18 protein-coding genes are annotated in these 20,692 nt (G+C 41.7%); 8 read left to right on the top strand and 10 right to left on the bottom strand.

The genetic code is table 11. From position 1 onward, the window contains the following. From AB669_RS16410 to AB669_RS16420, 3 genes are all read right to left on the bottom strand, one after another. Positions 1-842, bottom strand: an 842-nt coding sequence (locus tag AB669_RS16410) for an outer membrane protein (protein ID WP_047800441.1), incomplete at its 3' end; no start/stop codon positions are given. A gap of 220 nt (positions 843-1,062) precedes the next feature. Next, positions 1,063-1,728: a YdeI family protein gene (locus AB669_RS16415; RefSeq protein ID WP_047800442.1), complete on the bottom strand. Its 666-nt coding sequence runs from the start codon at positions 1,726-1,728 to the stop codon at positions 1,063-1,065. 9 nt (positions 1,729-1,737) lie between these two features. Beyond that, positions 1,738-2,268 carry an RNA methyltransferase gene (locus AB669_RS16420; protein ID WP_047800443.1) on the bottom strand — a complete coding sequence of 177 codons (531 nt, stop codon included), beginning with the start codon at positions 2,266-2,268 and terminating at the stop codon, positions 1,738-1,740. Positions 2,269-2,385: 117 nt separating this feature from the next. Here AB669_RS16420 and AB669_RS16425 point away from each other — a divergent pair, with 117 nt between their 5' ends. Next, entirely contained in the window at positions 2,386-3,432 is a 1,047-nt protein-coding gene (locus AB669_RS16425; protein ID WP_047800444.1) for an aldose epimerase family protein, read from the top strand. A gap of 3 nt (positions 3,433-3,435) precedes the next feature. Continuing rightward, entirely contained in the window at positions 3,436-3,831 is a 396-nt protein-coding gene (locus tag AB669_RS16430) for a DUF1398 domain-containing protein (RefSeq protein ID WP_047800445.1), read from the top strand. A gap of 2 nt (positions 3,832-3,833) precedes the next feature. Here AB669_RS16430 and AB669_RS16435 read toward each other — a convergent pair whose 3' ends face one another. The 4 genes from AB669_RS16435 to ribD are packed head-to-tail and all read right to left on the bottom strand — an operon-like array spanning position 3,834 to position 7,229. Beyond that, positions 3,834-4,694 (bottom strand): nucleoside phosphorylase, encoded by an 861-nt coding sequence (locus tag AB669_RS16435; protein WP_047800446.1) that lies wholly within the window; start codon positions 4,692-4,694, stop codon positions 3,834-3,836. Positions 4,695-4,709: 15 nt separating this feature from the next. After that, positions 4,710-5,324 carry a YigZ family protein gene (locus tag AB669_RS16440; RefSeq protein ID WP_047800447.1) on the bottom strand — a complete coding sequence of 205 codons (615 nt, stop codon included), beginning with the start codon at positions 5,322-5,324 and terminating at the stop codon, positions 4,710-4,712. Continuing rightward, complete coding sequence (locus tag AB669_RS16445; protein WP_047800448.1) at positions 5,311-6,177, bottom strand: DMT family transporter; 867 nt, start codon at positions 6,175-6,177, stop codon at positions 5,311-5,313. The genes AB669_RS16440 and AB669_RS16445 overlap by 14 nt, the downstream gene beginning before the upstream one ends. After that, a complete protein-coding gene (ribD, locus tag AB669_RS16450) occupies positions 6,174-7,229 on the bottom strand; it encodes a bifunctional diaminohydroxyphosphoribosylaminopyrimidine deaminase/5-amino-6-(5-phosphoribosylamino)uracil reductase RibD (RefSeq protein ID WP_047800746.1) in 1,056 nt (351 codons plus the stop codon). Before ribD ends, AB669_RS16445 begins: the two co-directional genes overlap by 4 nt. Positions 7,230-7,308: 79 nt before the next feature. Here ribD and prmC point away from each other — a divergent pair, with 79 nt between their 5' ends. Next, the gene (gene prmC, locus AB669_RS16455) at positions 7,309-8,163 is read left to right on the top strand and encodes a peptide chain release factor N(5)-glutamine methyltransferase (RefSeq protein ID WP_047800449.1); all 855 of its coding nucleotides are present in this window, start codon (positions 7,309-7,311) and stop codon (positions 8,161-8,163) included. A gap of 96 nt (positions 8,164-8,259) precedes the next feature. On the opposite strand, the gene AB669_RS16460 is transcribed toward prmC, so the two are convergent. Both AB669_RS16460 and AB669_RS16465 read right to left on the bottom strand, forming a co-directional pair. After that, entirely contained in the window at positions 8,260-9,339 is a 1,080-nt protein-coding gene (locus AB669_RS16460; RefSeq protein WP_053058445.1) for an HmuY family protein, read from the bottom strand. A gap of 26 nt (positions 9,340-9,365) precedes the next feature. Next, the gene (locus AB669_RS16465) at positions 9,366-11,429 is read right to left on the bottom strand and encodes a TonB-dependent siderophore receptor (RefSeq protein WP_047800450.1); all 2,064 of its coding nucleotides are present in this window, start codon (positions 11,427-11,429) and stop codon (positions 9,366-9,368) included. Positions 11,430-11,506: 77 nt separating this feature from the next. Between AB669_RS16465 and AB669_RS21625 the strand changes: the two genes are divergently transcribed. Further along, positions 11,507-12,463 (top strand): AraC family transcriptional regulator, encoded by a 957-nt coding sequence (locus tag AB669_RS21625; RefSeq protein WP_053058446.1) that lies wholly within the window; start codon positions 11,507-11,509, stop codon positions 12,461-12,463. Between the two features lie 18 nt (positions 12,464-12,481). On the opposite strand, the gene AB669_RS16475 is transcribed toward AB669_RS21625, so the two are convergent. Then, the gene (locus AB669_RS16475) at positions 12,482-13,495 is read right to left on the bottom strand and encodes a LacI family DNA-binding transcriptional regulator (RefSeq protein WP_047800451.1); all 1,014 of its coding nucleotides are present in this window, start codon (positions 13,493-13,495) and stop codon (positions 12,482-12,484) included. A 149-nt stretch (positions 13,496-13,644) separates the two neighbouring features. Between AB669_RS16475 and AB669_RS16480 the strand changes: the two genes are divergently transcribed. From AB669_RS16480 to AB669_RS16495, 4 genes are all read left to right on the top strand, one after another. After that, entirely contained in the window at positions 13,645-14,997 is a 1,353-nt protein-coding gene (locus tag AB669_RS16480) for a Gfo/Idh/MocA family protein (RefSeq protein WP_047800749.1), read from the top strand. Positions 14,998-15,228: 231 nt separating this feature from the next. Then, the gene (locus AB669_RS16485; RefSeq protein ID WP_047800452.1) at positions 15,229-15,819 is read left to right on the top strand and encodes an RNA polymerase sigma factor; all 591 of its coding nucleotides are present in this window, start codon (positions 15,229-15,231) and stop codon (positions 15,817-15,819) included. Positions 15,820-15,945: 126 nt separating this feature from the next. Then, the gene (locus tag AB669_RS16490; protein ID WP_047800453.1) at positions 15,946-17,106 is read left to right on the top strand and encodes a FecR family protein; all 1,161 of its coding nucleotides are present in this window, start codon (positions 15,946-15,948) and stop codon (positions 17,104-17,106) included. Between the two features lie 208 nt (positions 17,107-17,314). Further along, a complete protein-coding gene (locus AB669_RS16495) occupies positions 17,315-20,683 on the top strand; it encodes a SusC/RagA family TonB-linked outer membrane protein (RefSeq protein WP_082120725.1) in 3,369 nt (1,122 codons plus the stop codon). Positions 20,684-20,692 lie beyond the last annotated feature (9 nt).

Raw genomic sequence — 20,692 nt, forward strand, 5'->3', positions numbered from 1 at the left:
CTGGCTGCATTTTCTTCAGCAGTAGATAATGCTCTTCTTAATTCAGCACTTTCTTCTGCTGTTGATTTGTTTAAAGCAGCTAATGAACTGTAGTTTTGTAATTGTGGTTTTTCTTTACTTCCCAAAGCAAATTCTAAACCTGCGTGTCCGTAAGAGAACCTGTCATAACCACCAATGTTATATCCGTCAAACTTATCAGTTTTAAGGAAGTTAACATCATAACCGAAGTCTAGGTTAATACCTTTAGCAACTGCTAGTTTGAAACCTGCACCAACCGGGATAAACCATCCTTCTCTGTATGAACCCTGATCAGTTAAAGCAGCAGGCGTTCCTGAAGTAGTTGCACCTGATGACATATAACCGGCACCACCTTTTAAGTATGGGATCAACACACCATCAGTTTTGTTGATGTTGATGTTGGCTACATTCCACACTGCAGAAACAGCACCCGACCATTGGATATTGGTTTTAAATTCAGAATTGTTAGTTGAAGTATAGTTGCCATTAGCATCTAAACCCGTAGTTGCTCTTAAGCCTTCTACTTTACCAGCTAAGAAATCTGCCTGGATACCTAATGCAGGTAAAATTTGTTTTTTAATATAACCACCGTAGCCGATGTTTTCTTTAGCAGTCTGGAAATCTCTGTCTTTCCCATTAAAAATCGTGTTAGGACTTAATACACCTCCGTGAACACCAATTGACCAGGTACGGAACTGGGTTGGAGAAAAGCGACCAGTAGTGGTAGTTGTCGTGGTAGTCGTAGTAGCCTCCTGTGCAAATAATTGTGATGATAGGCCTAATAAAGCAATCAACATTGTTGATTTTGTAATTCTCGTATTCATTTTTTCTATTTTAAATGTTAGTGTGTTAACAGTTTTATTACATCACTGTTTTGCACCAGCAAAGAAAAAATCCTGCCAAAAGCATACAAATCCATTCAAATAGCATATTATCAGGCTGTTAAGACATATAATTTAACACATGAAAATGTTACTTTTAACATTTGGAAATGTCATATTTTGTATGTAATTCAGTACAGAAGATTAAACCGGCATTAGAAAATCAGCCTTTTTCAGATGGATTTTTCTTTCTGTTCAACAGCATATCTACGGTTTTCTCAAGGCGTGAAAGGCGCGTCTTCTCTTGTTTGGCAGATAAAATCCATAATACATATTCTTTCCTGTGCGAGTAGGCCAGGCTGTTAAAGTAGGTAAGGGCGACTACATGTTTACTGAGGAGGGCTTCGAGATCAGGTGGGAGCTTGATCTCTTTATTTACAGGATCGATATATTCTCCATACTCATTGCTTTTGATATGGTCATTGCGCATGCCCGAAGCTTTAACTTCGGTAGAAAGTTTCAACCTGAGCCCTGTCCATGTCCCGTTCACCGCTGCCGAGGCGCAAGGCGATAAGCCATATACCTCCAGTTCTTTCCAGGTTTTCATCAGGTCCAAGTCTGACTCAACCTTCGATGATTTTTTAGGATAAAACACCCAAAAGATTGTTTTCGCATTGATACGAGGTAAATGATCTTCAATCTGGCGGTTCAAAGTGGATTTAGCAGTAGTAAAAGTAATCAGTGCATTAAAATCACCTTCTCCACCGTACACCAGTGAGACTTCAGAGGGGATATCACCAAATATCGCAGCCGCACTTTCCGGAGCGTCTACCACCTTAACCCGATAACCAGGTTTGATTTGTAGCTTCTTGAGTAACAGGTTTTCCATACCGGCTTTTTACAACCTCAATTTAGCAAAGAAATCCCAGAAAACAATACCTGCCGATATCACAATATTAAAAGAATGCTTGGTACCAAATTGTGGAATTTCAATACATTCGTCGATTTTTGACATCACCTCATCACTTACTCCATCAACCTCATTGCCAAATATCAGCGCATATTTCTTCGCTGGATCCGGCTTAAAGGTATTGAGCATGGTGCTGTTCTCTGCCTGCTCAATGGCTACGATCTCATACCCTTCAGCACGAAAAGCGTCAACAGCCGTAAGCGTATCGGCATAATGAACCCAATCGACAGACTGGGTAGCACCTAATGCCGTCTTTTCAATTTCACGGTGTGGCGGCTGCGCAGTAATGCCACATAATACCACTTTCTCTAATGCAAAGCCATCTGCAGTGCGGAATATCGATCCTACATTATGCATACTGCGTACGTTATCTAAAATCACAATTACGGGCAGTTTCTCCTGCGCTTTAAACGCTTCAATATCTGGGCGATTTAACTCATCTAACTTTAACTTTCTCATCAAGCCCCAAAATTAAATAATTAATCTGGTTTGCCATGCCAAAAAACTCCGCACAACCTGCATCAAAAAAAGAAAATTCAGTTAAGTTTGTTGGGTAAATCAAAGCCAATTATCATTATGAGCGTTCAGCAGATACCTACAGGAATATTTATTGATGGAGAAGAAATTATTGCCATCGAACTCACCAATACAAAAGGCACTTATGTTAAAATCTTTAACTATGGCGCCATCATTAACAAGTTTATCGTAAAAAACGCAAAAGGAGAAGAGCAGGACATCGTACTGGGGTTTGAAACCATCGAACAATACCTTGATCCTGAATATATTGCCAATGGTAATTACCTGGGCGCTGTTGTAGGCCGGTATGCCAACAGAATCAAAAACGGTTCATTTTCTATTGGAGATGAAACCTATAAACTGGCTCAAACCAACGGCACTGAAACCTTACACGGGGGTGTGGTTGGGTTCGACAAAAAGGTTTGGGATATTGTTGAGCTGGATGAAAATGAATCATTTGTAACGCTGGAGTATGAAAGTGTGGATGGGGAAGAGGGCTTCCCTGGAAACCTGGTTGTAGGCCTTACCTTTGAGCTGACTGAAAACGACGAACTAATACTAACCTATGAAGCGGAAACTGACAGGGCTACAGCCATCAATTTAACACACCATGGCTACTTTAATCTTTCAGCAACGGGCGAGAGTGTGAGTAAACATCAGCAACAGATTTTTGCTTCAAACTCCCTGGAACAGAATAGCAACTTTTGTCCCACCGGAAAACTGCTGCCCGTTAGCGGAACGCCTCTTGATTTTACCCAATTAAAAGAAATCGGAAAAGACTGGAATCCTGATGAAGGTTATGACCAGACTTTCGTATTGGATAAGGAATATGGGGATTTATCCCTGGCCAGTAAAACAACTGAGCACGACAGTGGTTTAGTACTTAGTGTTTATACAACTGAACCTGTTGCCCATTTTTACACCGCTAAATGGCTGAAGGCAAAAAATGGTAAAGGTGGAAAAGATTACGTTGGTTATGGAGCATTCTGTGTGGAAACACAGCATCATCCGAATGCAGTAAATATTCCGGGATTCCCGACAACGATACTGCAACCCGAAGATTTGTATACACAAACAACGATTTATAAAGTATCATTAAATTCTTAAAGAATGTTTACTATAGAGCAGATTAAGCGTGCAGAGGCAGAAATCAAAACAGGTGCCGATTTCCCCAATTTCATCAAAAAACTGAAAGAAATGGGCATCGTAAGAAACGATGTTTATGTGAGCAATGGTTTGTCTATCTATTTTGATAGCGAAGACCATTCGCAGCAGATCAGTCCTACGGAGTACCCTGATGTAGTGATCAATGACGAATCGTCTGCAGAGAAGCTTAGTCACTCACTTCATATCCATCAAAAAGGCGAAACCGATTATTTTACCTTTTGTAAACAGGCTGCTGATGCCGGCGTAGAAAAGTGGATTACAGATCTCGAAGAATTAACTTGTACCTATCTTGATGCCGAGGGAAATGAACTGGTAAAGGAAAAGATCAAAGCCGCCTAGGATCACAACTTTTCCAGCACCAGTTTAATGGCTTGTTCAACAATTTTATCCGGCGATTGACTAAATTCAAACTTTACCCGACTGGCAAGGATGGCATTTATGGATAAAGCTTTATGACCTAAAACTTTAGCAAGAGCATAAATCCCGGCAGTTTCCATCTCCAGGTTTGTAATCCGGTATTCGTTGCTTTTAAAACTATTGATCAGGCCAATAAAATCAGCTATAGAATTTTCAGCACGTACTTTGCGGCCCTGAGGGGCGTAGAACCCCGGAGCGGTTATGGTAATGCCATGGGTTAAATCCTTACCAATGGTATTCAACAAAGAGTCATCAGCAGCAGTTAAATAGGGAAGGATGTTTGGGAGCTGGCCAAAATGCGAATTTACGTCTTGCAGCAAATCCTGTTCCTGAACAGATGGGTTTTGCTGGTAATAGTTCATCAGCGCATCCATACCCAAACCAAATGAGGAGGCGAGAATAGTCCCCATCGGGATATCCGGCTGAACCGCACCAGATGTCCCAACGCGGATAATACTTAATGACCTTAGCTCTTTTTTAACTTCCCTGCGTTCAAAATCCACATTTACCAGTGCATCCAGTTCGTTGAAAACGATATCGATATTATCGGTACCAATTCCCGTAGATAAGACAGTTACTCTTTTAGCACCCACGTAACCGGTGTGGGTGATAAATTCACGTTTGCCTTTTTTTAATTCCACCCGGTCGAAATGCTTACTCACTTCACCTACGCGGTCTGGGTCTCCAACAGTAATCACCGTATCTGCGACATCTTCAGGAAGCAGATTCAAATGGTAAATACTTCCGTCAGGGTTAATAATCAGATCACTTTCAGCTATTTTCATGGTAGGTAATTTGAGTTATATGGTTTGTATATACCTGGTTTTCACCTGGACTATTTTGTCAAATTTAGCTAAAACCTGGTTCAGGTAAGTCTTTCTGACTCCAAATTTCAGTGTGCAGTATGTATCGAACTGCTGGTCAAGCACCTTCAGGTCTTCGTCTTTGACTACTTTCATCACGTCATTCATCTGAAGATACTCGAAATCTACTTCATAAATATCGTTGACGGTTTTAGAAACGAAGTGTGCCGCGTTCAGCGCCTCCACAGTTGCCGTTTTATAGGCATTAATTAAACCTGGAACACCCAGGAGCGTTCCCCCGAAATACCGTACTACAACAATTAAAACGTTCGTCACGTCGGCAGATAACAAACAATTTAAGATGGGTCGCCCGGCCGTACCTGATGGCTCACCATCATCATTAATCCTGAACACCGACCGATCGGGGCTAAGCCGGTAAGCATAACACCAATGCCTGGCTTTACTATGTTCTGCGCGCAGGTTTAACAACAAGGGCTTCACCTCTTCCTCCGAGCGAATGGGGTAAGCATAGGCCAGAAACTTACTGCCTTTATCACGAAAAATGCCCTCTGAAGCACCTTCGATCGTTTTATAAGTATCATCGAACAGCATTTTGCGACAAACTGATGATGATTACTGCGGCCAGTGCCAATAAGATACCCACGTAGTTGAGTTTCGTCAGCTTTTCTTTAAACACCAGGATACCAATGATGCTGCCTACGATAATTACACCCAGGTTCATGGCCGCAAATACGGTCGACGGATTGTCGGCCAATGCCTTATGTGCCTTCATGTAAAAAAGAATATTGCCAAAATTAAATAAGCCCAATATTAGTCCACATGCCAGGTTTACCAGTTGAAGTTTGATTTTTCCGGTGATCGCTAAAAATACCACAATTACCAGTGCAACCACAAAAGCCATTGCAAACACGATAAACAGGGATGTGGTGTAAGGAACCGCTTTATATAGTGCAATCTGCTTAAAAAGCACATCGATGATGCCGAAGCCGGCGAAAACCAATACCGGATAAAACCAGTTTCCTTTATTATCATTAGGTTCAGCCTTACGCAGAAACGTGAGAAATATCGCAGGGAAACCTACGGCCAGACCAATGATTTTTAACTGATTGAAGTCTTCTTTAAAAATAAAGAAAGCTGCCAGAACAGGGATAAATAGCGACAGTCGTTGAGCGATATCCGTTTTTACAATACCCAGATTTTTGATCGATGCCGCAAGGATTAAAAATACAGAGGGAAGTAGGATTGCTATAGGTATGTAAATCTGCCAGGGCGCCGCAGCATTAAGCAGGCTAACATCAGGTTTAAAAAACAAGAAACAAAGCAACAGGGCGGCAAAATAATTAACGGCAACGGCTTGAATGATGCTGATCTGGTACCGCTTTGCCAGTTTGAGTAACACGGCTACGGTAACACTACAGCAAACACTTAAAATTATAAATATCATTTATTTATGGCGTTTATGTAAATGGAAAGCTTATCTGTTCCAACCTGTTCCTGGTTGATTAAATTGCCATTGATAGCAGGCGAGGCTATTCCATCCGTCCAGCTATTAGCAGAAGTAAATATCCTGGCTTCATCCCAAAGCCCGCCCTCTAAAAACTGCCGGAGCATCTGCACGCCTCCTTCGATGATGACAGATTGAATATCCATGAGGTAAAGTTGAAAAGCAATTTTCTGAGCGAGATAGAAGTGCATGTCTTCCATTTGAATGTAATGGATATTATCCTCAACATCTGTTTTTACCTCGTTAAAGATGATGGTTTTGGCCTCCTGATTGAAGATATGATTGTTTTGAGGTATCTGTAAACTGCGGTCGATCACCAAACGAACAGGATTCTTGCCCGGCCATTCGCGGGCAGTCAAATGTGGATTATCAATGATAGCTGTTTGCTTGCCGATCAAAATGGCATCTTCTTCTGTACGCCATTGGTGTGCCAGTCGTTTAGCCACCGCACCGCTGATCCATTTCTGATGGCCATCATTGGTGGCAAAGTACCCGTTTGCCGTCTCGGCCCATTTTAAAATAATGTATGGTCTTTGCTTCTCTATACGTGTAAAAAAGCGTCTGTTAAACTCCTTGCAAGCTTCATCCAGAATCCCGCTGGAAACCTCAATCCCGGCATTACGCAGCTTTTCGATACCCTTGCCGTCTACACCGGAAAAAGGATCCCGGTTGCCAATGATGACCTGCTTCAGCTGATGTTTCACAAAAAGATCCGCACAGGGCGGAGTTTTGCCGAAATGGGCACAAGGCTCCAGGTTCACATATGCAGTAGCTTGCTTTAAAAGCCCAGCGGCCGCATCGCCATAACGATCAAATACAGATTGCACCGCATTGGGCTCAGCATGTGCCTTACCAAACTGCTGATGATAACCTTCACCAATGATTTTCCCGTCAAAAACGATGACGCAACCCACCATGGGATTAGGACTTACATTACCGATTGCCAACGCTGCTAGTTCCAGACAGCGTTTCATATAAAATTCGTGGCTCATTGTTGCAAAAATAGTAAAAAATGGCTCATTGAACTGATAAATAGATTCCATATGATGTCAATTAAGTAATTTTACAGCAATGAAAATTGAAGCCTTAAAAGAGGATTATATCCTGGAACTTGAAATGTTATATGATGAGGATGAAGCAAAGGTTTTGCTTGAAATGGCAATAGAACATATTACCGGCATGCCTTATCGTAAACTGCTCCTGCTACCAGAGGATCAACGGCTCAATCCCATACAGGTTCAGCAATTGTTGTCGGTCTTAAACGACCTTAAAATAGGGAAGCCGATCCAGCACATATTAGGAGAGGCTCATTTCTACGGATCAGTTTTTAAGGTAAATGAAAATGTGCTGATTCCAAGGCCGGAGACTGAGGAACTGGTCGACTGGATCATCAACAATCATGCTGGTTCTTCCACTAAAAACAAAAGTGTGTTGGATATCGGCACAGGCTCCGGCTGCATTCCCATATCGATCAAAAAGTATCTTCCGGCATTCCTGGTAAGCACGATGGATGTCTCGCCTCAGGCGCTTGATATGGCAAGAGAAAACGCAGCGCAGCTGAAAACAGATATTAATTTCATCAATGCCGATATCCTGAACTATACAACTGAAGATAAATTTGATGTGATCGTTAGCAACCCCCCATATATCAGGGAATTAGAAAAAAAGCAGATGCATAATAATGTACTTTTGCACGAACCTCACCTGGCCCTATTCGTGAGCAATGAGGAGCCACTTGTTTTCTATAAAGCCATTGCCGATTTTGCAAAAAAACAACTTCATCATGGCGGACTGTTATATTTCGAAATCAATGAGTATTTGGGTCGGGAAACAGTTGATATGCTTCTAGCTAAAGGATTCTCTGACATTGAATTAAAAGCCGATATGCAAGGGAAGGACAGGATGATAAAAGCCGTCCGGGTTTAGGGGACGGCTTAAAAAGATAAAGTTCCCCATCGCGGGGAGCATCTATCCAACTAACAAAACATATTTTTAAAATCTGAGATTGAGAGCATCTGTATATTAAGATGCTTTTTTAACCAATTTGTATTCGATTACTGGTTTACCGCGGGTACCGCCATCGTTTGAAATAAAGCTTACAAATTTTAGTTTGTAAATGTTGCCTGCACCATCTTTAATCAGGTAGAAAGTGTTTGGATTTACCCCAATAGCATTCGTTGCCGAAGCAGTACTAAATCTCCATTTCGAACCAATCGCATCTCTCAAACCCGTGAAAGTAAATTTTGAACTTGTAAGATTAGCTTCAGTAAAAGCAGCGTAGGTGAAATCACTCGTAGATACCTCTGCTGCCGTAACACCAGCCAGGCTATTGATAAACACCATATCAGAAAAGTTATATGGTACTAAGGCATTATTAAAAGTCGTTTGATAAACTGAATATCCCCAGGTGATATCCCAATCAGCTTTCTGTGGTTCTACACTGGTTACTTGTCCGTTTGTCAGAGATACAAATTTAAAATTGAAAGTACCATCTTTAGGAATCTCTACAGTAGTAAAATTTGTTGTTTCTTTAATCTTTCCATATTGCAAAGTATAACCACCAGAAGTATTTCTTGTTACTTTAAATTTGATCCAGGAGCGTGCAGCAATACTTCCTCCCGTTCCACGATTTAATATGATTACTTTATTATCAGTGGCAGTAGAAGAGATAGCTGGAATAACTGTGCCTGAGCCATCGATCTTATCAAAGTAATTAAAGTCTGCTGGTGCCGGGCTAGCCTGGCTTACTGCTAATGTTAATCCGAGTGTATCAGTTTCTGTCACTGCGGCTAAGCTTGTTGCAGTCAATACTTTTGCTCCTGCGCTTGTTGTATTATTCAAAACAACTTTAAAGTCAGCACCGCTATAAAATCCTAAATCCCATGATGATCTTAAAACAGCGGTTTGCTTATCGGTGCTGAAATCAACATAAACACTATTTCCTGCGGCACTTCCTAGTTCTGCTCCAACTAATCCATTCAGTGTAAGCGTACTCCCGTCCGAAGGCGGAATTACCACTATAGGTTCATCGCTATCTTTTTTACAGGCTGCAAATGTTACGGCGATAAATGTTATCGCAATCATTGAGTTAAGTTTGTTCATTTTCTGTTTTTGATTCTTAGTTATATTTAAATTTTATTCCAGTTATAAGTCAGTCCGAGCGTATATGATCTTCCGTAACTCAGGGGAACAGCACCGGTGGTTGTACTGTGCGGATTAGCCGATGAAGCTGAAGTGGCCGTACTGTTTAATTGGGTTACGTTGAATATATTTTTAACTCCCGCATTAATGGTCAGGAATTTCCTGATATTCTTATTAATCATAAAGTCGGCAAAGCTGAAACCCGATATTTTGGTTTGCTGATAGCCGCCGGTGGTGGTTTGAAAACCCAGTTTATCGCCGGTGTACTTATAAAATAAACCCACACCGCCATTAAGCCTCGTAAAATTATAGTTCAGGCTTGCCGAAACTTCCGGAGACCATACCACTTTACTGCCAGTGAACTGCTCATCCTCTGAGTAATCATGATAGCTGCCAATGTAAGAGAAGCCCAGGTTAGCCTGAAATTTTTTGTAGATCAAAGTATTATCTAGTGTGGTACCAACCGTTTTAAAATTAGTAACGTTAAACAAGCTGGTGATAGTTGGGTCAGACGGATCTTGCGCAAAATCAATCTTGTTCTTAAACTTATTGAAAAAGCCTGCAAGGGTAGAGCGAAACTGAATGCTTTCAGTAGTAACACCCGACCAGGACACGGAACCATTAAAACTGTTTGATTCTTCAGCCTTCAGGTTTGGATTACCGTAAATGACATGGCTGGCATCTACAAAATCGTAATATAGTTCTCTTAGTGCCGGCGACCTAAAGCCCCTTGCATAAGCTAACCTTAAATCCAGCGTTTTACTTAGCCTGAATTTCGTGTTCAGTGAAGGAATGACGGGCGGTGCATCATAGATCGAATTTTTGATAAACCTGAGTCCCGGGCGGATATTCATCCAGTTTACGGGTTTGATTTCAGCAGAAACAAATAGCGCATAATCAGAAATGACAGGTGTTCCCGATATCCTTTGTCCTGATGCACCATCCCGGTTATATTCAAACCCCGGCTGAAACGAAACCAGGTCATTAAGCTTATAGATAGCGGTAGTGCGAAAAATCGCAGAGTTGAACTTAGCCACATCCTGTTCGCCGGCTGCAGTGGTTAATTCTTCTGTATTATTAGTAAAATCATGAAGAACGGTACGTGTATTCCTTTGCAAGTCGGTATAACCAGCAATTGCCGTAAGCTGTAGGTTAGGGTTTACCCGCCATTCCGATTGCAACTGCTGCGTATAACGGTCTGTTGTATAAGCTGCGAGTTTACCTTTTCCGAGATCATTAATCCCATAGCGTACATCTATAACTTCATTTACCCCATCTAAGCGGTACCAGATATTAAAGTTGTCATTCTTATAACCCACTTTCGCATTTCCCAGCCATTGCTCTTTTGGTTTCCAAAAGGTACCCCAACTGTTAAATTGCGCAAGTGTAGCCGTTTTTGGAGGCAGGTTCCATCCGCCAAATTCATTATGGCTTCCACCTGCCAGCGCACTCCAGCCATTTTTTTGCCAGCTCAGGTTTAAGCTCTGGTTGTGTACCCCAGATCCTGTAAATCCATTATATTCCTCACCAACCGTTTCTTCCTGAACCCGGGCATTAACATTAAAAAGTGCATTTGCAGGTTTTTTAGTAATGATGTTAATTACCCCAGCCAAAGCATCCGTTCCATAAACAACAGACATCGGCCCTTCAACAATTTCAATCCGATCAACTGTATTAATATCAATCTGCCCAAGGCTTTCTCTCGTATCCGAGCGGTCGACCATCGGTACACCATCCAGTAAAATTTTAACGTTTCTTCCGGTCATGCCCATTAACGATACATCTGTAGTGCCCAACGTCAAATCATTGCTAAATCTAAATCCGAGTTCTGTATTTAATACCTGCTGCAAATTAGTCACCCCGCGTAGCCTGATCTTTTCTGAACTGATTGTTCTGACGTTATATACTGAGTTTTTTAAAGTTTGCGGACCAAACTGACCTGTTACCACCACATCCTTTAAATCGTTAGCACGGGCGGTATCCACTTTAACATCCTGTGCAGCAGCAGCAAAACCGCAAAGCAAAAAAGCAACAGATAAATATTTACTCATTTATTTAGACTAATTATAAACAATTGTGCAAATTTGTGCATTATCAGGAACAAGTGATAACGCCAAACGGATAATTAATGCCGCTACACGGATTAAAACAAATGGAGATTCAGCTTTCAGCACGCCAAACAGGAAAAGTCATTTACAGTAACAACCATGCCTATGATATGAATACGGACACGGGCATACAACATAATAAAGCAGTTATAGATCACCCGGATTACCAGATTTCAATCTTTGAAAAATGGTTTGAAGGAGTGCAGGTCACCAGTATCAGTATCGTAACGGCAGCTCCGGCAGAATTTAGCTTGAAATACAATGATCAGCAGATTAGCTATGTATTTTGTATGGAAGGCGAAGTTAATTTCCACGAGCCCCATCAGCCCGTAACGTTATTTTATTCCCCCAGTCAACAGCGAAGCAGCACATTATGTGAAATGACTCAACTGGATTTCAAGGTTGCAAAAAATGCTGAACTCGTTTATATGCAACTCACACCGGAATACCATCAAAAAATAACAAATCAGGAATGCCCTGGTCGTTATTTTTGCTTTTCCCGTGAGCAGATCCCTTTGGAAGTTCACGCATTACTGCAGCAAATGAGCAATTATGCTTACACCGGCAGGGCCGAAAGGATTTATTTGGAATCGAAAATCATGAGTCTGTTGCTTTTACCCGCAAAACCAAAGGATGTGCAGGTTACCGGTATCAAAGAGGATGACGTAAAGAAAATACTCCTTGCCAGAAAAATTGTCGAGGACAACCTGCAGAAACCTTTTTCACTCATCGAACTTTCGCGTAAAGCGGGCATTAACGATTTTAAGCTAAAGAAAGGTTTTAAGGCGCTCACCGGATTTACGGTTTTTGGATACCTATATAAACTGAGGATGGAGAAAGCCCGTTTCTACCTGCAACAGGAGCGAAGACAAGTAAATGAGGTATCCTTTTTAGTGGGTTACAAAAACCCGCAACATTTTATCGCCGCATTTAAACGACACTTTAATCTGCTGCCGGGAAGTTTAAACAAAAGTTAGCGCAAACGTTTGACGAACCTAATTTTCGTTGTTCACCACCAAATCAGATTCTACTATTGTATTGAAATAGGCCTGATTCTCCACATTGGGGTTACTGATCAGATCCAGCAGAATATTCGCTGCTTTTTGTCCCTGCAAATAGGGGTACTGCTCTACGGAAGCCACCGGCGAATGGTCGAGGTAACTGATGAATGGTAAATTCGCATAGCTCACTACATCAAAATCATTGATCACATCCAGCTTTTTAAAATATTTGATTAAAAATAAGGCAACATAATCGTTAAAGGCCACAATAGCTGTTGGCTTCCGCTTGTGGTTGATAAATTCATTCGCAGCTGCTATAGTGCCTTTTTCCGTTAAATCGCAATTAACCACCAGGGTGGGATCAAATTTTAATCGGTTATAACTAATCGCCTGAATGTATCCTTCCTTCCGCTCTTCGCTCGCGTACAAGGTAGTTGGGCCATTTATCAAACCTATTGTTCTGTGGCCTTTTTTCAACAGGTAATTTACGGCCTTAACTGTGGCACTCTCCAGACTGCAGGCTACGTAATGCACATTTTTAAAAGGGGGAATGCGATCGAAAAATACCACTGGGATATTGAACGTATTTAACTTTTCAAAATGGTCGAACTTTGAGGTATCTTTACTAATCGATACCAGAAGGCCATCCACCCTTTGATTTTTCATTTTTTCCACCAGTTTCACCTCCAGCTCGTAATCGTCATGCGACTGGGCAAAGATTACGGTATAGTTCTTTTTCATTGCCTCATCTTCAATGGCCGATATTGCAGTAGAAAAAAAGTGCTCAGACAATTCAGGCAAAATGACGCCGATGGTGTAAGTTTTGCCTTTCTGAAAAAGTATAGCCGCATGGTTCGGCTCATAGTTTAACGACTTGGCAAGCTGTTTAATTTTCTCGCGGGTTACTGCACCAATACTGGGATGATCATGTAATCCCCTGGATACACTTGATGGAGAAATATTTAACATTCTCGCAATTTCCTTGATGGTTGTTGGCTTTGATCGCATTCTATCAGCTAAAGTACATTAAATTCTTATACTTACTAATTTACATATTAATCAAACGTTTGCGTTCTTTTTTAAAAGTCTTTTCTTTCCGTTCGCCTTAAAATATGAATACATTCGGAGAATCAAAAATCAACAAAACCAACACAAAGATGAACAGAAGAGAATTTGTACGAAATGCCGGATTAACCACCGCAGCTATCGCTACCATTCCTGATCAAACCCTATTTGCCGCTCAGGCTGATGGTAAAATAAAGGTGGTGATGATAGGAGTAGGCCTGAGGGGGCAAAATCATTTAAGCCTGATATTAAGGCGGGATGATGTAGAGCTGGTTGCCATTTGCGACGTAGATGACAAAATGCTTCAGATGAGTAAAGCCATCGTTTCTAAAAGCGGAAAACCAATGCCCAGGATTTTTACAGGTGATGAAAATGCCTGGAAAAAGATGCTGGAACTCAAAAATATTAAGGCTGTTATCATCGCTACACCATGGGAATTACATAAACCCATGATTTTAGGCGCCCTTGATGCCGGGATTAAATATATCGCTACCGAAGTGATTTTGGGAATTAATCTGCAGGATCACTGGGACGTGGTGCACGCAACAGAAAAAGCTGATGCCCATGTGATGATGCTTGAGAATGTATGCTACCGCCGAGACGTATTGGCTGCACTGAACATGGTTCGCCAGGGCTTATTTGGTGAAATGCTGCATTTACAGGGCGGTTACCAGCACGATTTGAGGGAAGTGAAATTTAATGATGGCGTAAACCCCTACGGGCATGGTGTTGAGTTTGGCGAAAAAGCTTTCTCTGAAGCGCGTTGGAGAACCAATCATTCGGTTTACCGCAATGGTGATTTATATCCCACCCATGGCATCGGGCCGGTGGCACAATGCATCAACATCAACCGGGGTAACCGGTTCCTTAAACTCAATTCCTTCGCTACAAAATCCCGTGGTCTCCATAATTACATTGTAGATAAGGGCGGCGCAGCTCATCCGAATGCAAAAGTCAACTTCAGACTGGGTGACATCGTGACCACCACAATCGACTGCGCAAACGGCGAAACCATTATTCTTCAGCACGATACCAATCTGCCGCGTCCTTACTCCCTGGGCTTCAGGTTTCAGGGTACCAAAGGGCTTTGGATGGACATCAATAAGAGCATTTACGTAGAAGGGGTGAGCAAACCCCATACCTGGGATAATGCCAAAGAGTGGTTAGATAAATATGACCACCCACTCTGGAAAAAGTACGGTAACGATGCCCAGGGCGCTGGTCATGGGGGTATGGATTTTTTTGTGATCCATGCATTTATCGAAGCAGCAAAACGCAACGAAGCTACTCCGCTGGATATATATGACGCCGCAGCATGGAGCGCCATTACACCGTTAAGTGAGCAATCTATTGAGTTGGGCAATGAAACAGTCGAATTCCCCGACTTTACCGGCGGCAAGTGGATGAGCAGAAAACCCATATTTGCTTTAAACGACGATTATTAATCCCATAAAAGTATCTCTAAAAAACCAGGAGATACTTTTATACCTTTTGTTTATGAGACTAGCTGATTCCAATTTTATTTATTAAGTTTACGATGGGTTAATACTGTCTTAATGATACTTCCTTTAATTTGAAAGCGATCATGAATACCTGTAAACCCCATCCCTTTATAATATCATTTTACACCCAAACTGTAATAAACACGTGTTTTTTAAACTCATTGTGAATTGGATATGTATAAGGAATTAGAAAGTAACTTTTTCTACCTGGTTAAGCTAAATAAGAGCAAGGCATTTCAGCTCGTGTTCGATGCTTACTGGAACATTATTTTTAATCATGCGTACAAAAAAGTAAACGACACTGACGTGGCTAAAGACCTCGCACAGGAAGTTTTCGTTTGTTTGTGGGATAAAATTGATCTGCTCGATACGGAAGGCAGTGTATTGGCTTATCTATATGCCGTCCTGAAGAACAAAACATTAAAACTCTACGCACAGGATGATGTAAAACTCCGTTACGCCAACAAAGTAGCCTCCAGCGGGATTCGCGCGGATCACCAGTCGCAGAACATTCTTTTGGAAAAGGAACTCAAGACGATCATCGACGATGAGGTAATGAAGATGCCGGCAAGGATGAAGGCAATTTACCTCATGAAAAAAGAAGACGAACTGTCCATCAGGCAAATTGCCGAAGAACTTTCCCTTTCCGAACAAACCATTAAAAACCAACTCCAGTCTGCCTATCAGCGCCTGAGGCTGCGCGTGAGCGATTACGACTCGTCACTTGCCCTGCTGGCTTTGATGGTTGCCAGATATATGTCTTAACCTTCCCTGTGTTTTTTCATCACAGGATGCCCCTTTGCATTTAGTATCAAATGTGAACTGAATAAATTTTGGCAAGGCTATAGTACTTTCTAAAGTTTCAGGGTATATCTAATAAAAGCGACTGTTTTGGAACACGATTACATCAAACAACTTATCAGGAAATACAACGATCAAACTGCAAGCACCGAAGAAAAATTGCTGGTTGAAGACTGGTACGCCCGTGTGGAGGGAGAAGAATTTTCATCAAATGAAGCTGATCTCAACGCCATTAAGAATGACATCTACACGAACGTAATCAACCGCATCAATCAGGAAAATGTATCACCAAAAGAGAAACAAATCCTAAGAAAGTCATTTCCCCTTTTCGCAAGGGCGGCAACGTTGCTGATCATTGTACTTGGTGGCTTGTATCTATACTTACAAAAGCCCACAAACCCGCAAATTAAACCCATTGCCGGTCTCACTGCCCAACATCAGATTAAGCCTGGAGGGAACAATGCCATTTTAAAACTGGGTAACGGGCAGGAGATTATATTAAATGAAAGCGCCGAAGGCCGCCTGGCACAGCAAGATGGTGTGAGCATTACCAAGACAAGCGGCGGGGAAGTAACCTATCGCTTTACAAACGCACTAAAAAACAAGGCCGTTACCAATAACACCATTACGACCCCAAGGGGAGGACAGTATCATTTAATTTTAACCGATGGAAGTCAGGTATGGCTGAATGCCAGCTCTTCCATCACATTCCCAACCGCATTTACTAGCGCCAATAGAGGCGTAACGATAACAGGTGAGGCGTACTTCGAGGTAGCCAAGAATAAATTTAAGCCATTTGTGGTACACACCGACCAGTCGGTAATCACAGTGCTGGGCACCCATTTCAATGTGAATACGTACAGCGACGAAGATGAAGAGCGTACCACTTTACTCGAAGGCGCAGTGGAAATCAAAAACCATACAAAAACTGAAATATTGCACCCTGGCGAAGAGGCCGGTATTAACAAATCCGCTCAAAAGATGAAAGTACTACCTATAGAAAACGCGGAGGCTGTAATCGCCTGGAAAAACGGTTACTTTCAGTTTGTCGGATCTGATCTGAAATCCTTTATGCGGCAGATTTCCCGATGGTACGATGTGGAGGTGATTTACAATGGTGAGATACCAATAAAAGCTTACACAGGTAAAATCCCCAGGAACTCCAGCGCCGAAGACCTGGTTAAAATGCTGGCTTACTCAGGCATACATTGCCGGATTGAAAGCGGAAGAATAACAATTAATCCTAAATAAAGAACCAAAACCAAACTAATCATTAAATAACCAACAACTATGAGTTAAAAATACCCTTCACATCAAGCTGATCTCAAAATAAAGAACGGGAAGTGTTCGTACCACTCCCCGTCAGATTTTCGGGATCTACATGCCTGCAGGGATAGTTCCGCTGCAGGAAAACAATATTGATCTAAGCCATAATGTTTTAAAACCCAAATTCAAAGGTATGAATTTAAGTAGATTCTTGTATGTGGCATCGTCCATAGCAAGCAGACCAAAACAACTATTAATTGTAATGAAGCTAATTGCGATCATTTTACTTGCTTCTTTTTGCCAGGTTAGCGCCAGTGTTTATAGTCAGAACATCACGCTGAAGCAGAAGAATGTATCTATCGATGTCGTTTTTCGTTCCATCGAAAAACAAAGCGAGTATGTATTTCTTTACGATAACCTTGAGCTGCAAAGTGCCAAAAAGGTGAGCATTGATGTAAAGGAAATGTCTATTGAACAGGTGTTGAACATCTGTTTCAAAGATCAGCCGCTCAACTACAAAATATTCAATAAAACTATTGTATTGAAGCGTAAGTCGGAAACACCTGTAACATTGACTTTTGAAGCCATAAAAGGAAGAGTGCTGGATGAAAACGGCCAGCCTATTGTAGGGGCCAGTGTCTTAATCAAGGGTACCAAAACCGGGGCTACCACTGACGGAAACGGTGCATTTACCATCAACGCACCCATTGGTGCCACGCTGGTGGTTTCCTATATCGGTTATATTGCCAAAGAGGTTGCTATTGATAGTCAGCGGGAATACAGCATTTCCCTTCAGCCGGCTGCTAACGACTTAACAGATGTGGTGGTTACCGCCCTGGGGATCAAGCGATCGGAGAAATCCTTAGGTTATGCCGTACAAAGGGTTGGAGGAAAAGATTTGCAAACCGTAAAAGGGGTGGACGTAGGCACATCCTTAACCGGCAGGGTTTCAGGACTGGTGGTTAAAAACTCGACTGAATTTAACGCGCGACCTACGATTGAGCTACGTGGTGAAGGTGCCTTATTGGTTATTGATGGTGTGCCTTATCGGAATATGTCACTAAGAGATATCCCAACTGATGACATCGAGAGTATGGACATTTTGAAAGGACCGACAGCATCAGCACTATACGGCTCAAGAGCGCCAGGGGGAGTAATTTTAATTACGACTAAAAAAGGTTCGGCAGGAAAAGGATTCTCTGTTGATTTTAATAGCAATACCATGACCTCTCTTGGATATCTGGCCATACCTGATGTACAAAGTTCTTATGCACGCGGTCAGAATGGCGTAATTGACAACGATTATGTTTGGGGACCAAAGTTGGATGTGGGCGGCACCGCCAGGGACTGGAATCCGCTAACCAAACAGTTTGAAGATAATATGCCATTGGTATCAAAGGGAAAAGACAATTTAAAGAACTTTATGTCTAATGGTATCGTACTGAACAATAATCTGAGCATCGCCCAATCGGGAGAGAATGGTAGTTTCAGAATCGGTTTAAACGATATTTATAACAAAGGCCAGTTTCCGAACCAGAATTTAAACATGGTCAATCTAACCATGGCTGGTGAAATGAAGCTGAGTGAGAAATTTAAACTGGAAGGACACATGGGCGTAAGCAAAAGATGGGCAGATCAGGTATGGGGAACGGGGTACAATAATCAAGGTTATCTTTATCAGCTAGTCATGTGGACAGGAACAGAGTATGACATCCGTGATTACCAGGACTACTGGAAAGTCCCAAATAAAACCCAGAACTGGATGTACACAAACTGGTACGACAATCCATATCTGATTGCTTACGAAAAACTCAATGGAATACAGAACAACACCGTAAATGCAAATGTTACAGCCACCTATAACATCAGTAAAGATTTGAGTGTATTGGCAAGAATAGGATACGATAATTATAATAATAAAACTTCCTTCCGAAATCCAACAGCAAATATCTTCAGTACACGTGGTGGAGCCGTAAACGGTAGCGGCTGGAATGCGAAAGGGATGTATTCTATACGTGATTCAGTGGGATTTAGTACTAATAATGATTTGATAGTCAATTATAAAAAGAAACTAAATAAAGTTACTATTGACGCACTAGCTGGAGGGACTATTTTTTATTTCCAGAATCAAATTTTAGAAGCGACAACTAAAAACGGATTGATTTCTCCAACATTCTATTCAGTTGCAGGTTCGGTTGAACCTCCAACTGTTGCACAGGGAGGTAATAGCCAACAACTCAACAGTTTGTTTGGAAGGGCCTCAATTGGGTATGCGGATGCTGTATTTCTTGACTTTACTGGCAGAAATGATTGGAATTCGTCGCAACCAAAAACCTCAAGATCTTATTTTTATCCATCCCTAGGCTCAAGTGTAGTCGTTTCAGAACTCGTGGATCTGCCCAAGGTGATTGATATGTTCAAGCTTAGAGGCTCATGGGCTATATTTAAAACGGCTTTTAATCCGTACGCCATCAACAGGACATACGGTACTACAACTTCAGCATGGAATACACTTAACTCTGCGAACTACCCTTCATCATTATTAGGGTCTGATCTATTACCAAGTTCACAAAGAACCTATGAAATTGGTGCGGCCGGATACTTGTTCAAAAGACGATTGCACTTCGATGTGGCTTATTTTAATAAGCTTTATTATAATCGACAGGCTAGTGCAAGCATTGCCGCTACTTCAGGATTCTCTACAACATTAGTCAACCTCGGCGAAACCTATGAAAGACGCGGATTGGAAATCACAGTGGACGGAACTGTAATCAAAAACCGCGATTTCCAATGGAATTCTACCATTAACTGGTCGAACCAGCACCGGTATTTTGTCGACCTGGACAGCAAGTATTCGCCTGACAATTTATGGACGGCAAAAGGCGAAAGACTGGATAGCTATACGGGCACCTATTGGTTAACTGATCCAAGTGGAAATGTTATTCACCAGAACGGTGTGCCTGTAAAAAGTACCTATTCGAAAGTGCTGGGTTATACCGATCCTGATTTTAGTTTTGGTTTCATCAATAATTTCAGCTACAAAAACTGGTCGCTGGGCATTAATATTGATGGCCGTATAGGAGGCTGGATGTACAACTACATCTATGATAAAATGTTCGATACAGGAACCGCACCGGAAACTGATAATCAGTACCGTTATGATCAGGTAGTAAATAAATTAAACAATTACGTTGGCACAGGCGTAAAGGTCGTTTCCGGCACAGTAACCTTTGATAAATATGGCCAGATTATAAGTGATACGCGACAGTACGCTGTGAACGATGTTCAGGTCGGATATCAAAATTATGCACAGAATTTCAGGGGCGGAGACCTCGGTTTTCAGAATGCCAGTTTTGTAAAACTTCGTGAAATTTCTTTGGGATATAATGTGCCCGCAAAACTTACAGAGAAGTTGGGCTTAAAGAATGCTTCATTCTCCCTAACCGGCCAAAACCTATTCATGTGGACGAACTTTAAGTATTCTGACCCGGATGTGGATACGGAAAACCTCAACTCACCATCCATGCGAATGGTTGGATTTAATGTTAAAGTTGGCTTTTAATGATCAACC

It is taken from the genome of Pedobacter sp. BMA, assembly GCF_001027745.1.
GTDB lineage: Bacteria > Bacteroidota > Bacteroidia > Sphingobacteriales > Sphingobacteriaceae > Pedobacter.